Below are 327 nucleotides of genomic sequence, written 5' to 3'. Positions count from 1 at the left end.
GCCCCAGCCTCTCCAGCGCCATCTTGTAGCCGTCGTTGCCGTAGTTCAGACAGCGCTTGACCCGCGAGATCGTCGCCGTGCTGGCGCCGGTCTCGGCTTCTATTTGATTATATGTGCTGCCCTTGCCCAGCATGCGCGCCACCTCGAGTCGCTGCGAGAGCGACTGGATCTCGTTGACCGTACACAGGTCGTCGAAGAACACATAACACTCCTCCACCGACTTAAGCGTCAGCACCGCCTCGAACAGTTGGTCGATCGCTTTATCGTTAAGCTTCTTTAGTTGCATCTATCATTCACTCCTGTCTGCATTGGACAAGCAAAAACGAC

The 327-nt window shown here is 55.7% G+C and carries 1 protein-coding gene; it reads right to left on the bottom strand.

The window, feature by feature from the left end; all coding sequences use genetic code 11:
• Positions 1-286, bottom strand: a 286-nt coding sequence (locus PA598K_RS32915) for a YerC/YecD family TrpR-related protein (RefSeq protein WP_128660994.1), incomplete at its 3' end; no start/stop codon positions are given.
• Positions 287-327 lie beyond the last annotated feature (41 nt).

Source organism: Paenibacillus sp. 598K (genome assembly GCF_003851045.1).
Classification (GTDB): domain Bacteria; phylum Bacillota; class Bacilli; order Paenibacillales; family Paenibacillaceae; genus Paenibacillus_D.
Note: the sequence above shows the minus strand (reverse complement) of the source record. Positions and strands in the feature narration are given on the sequence as shown.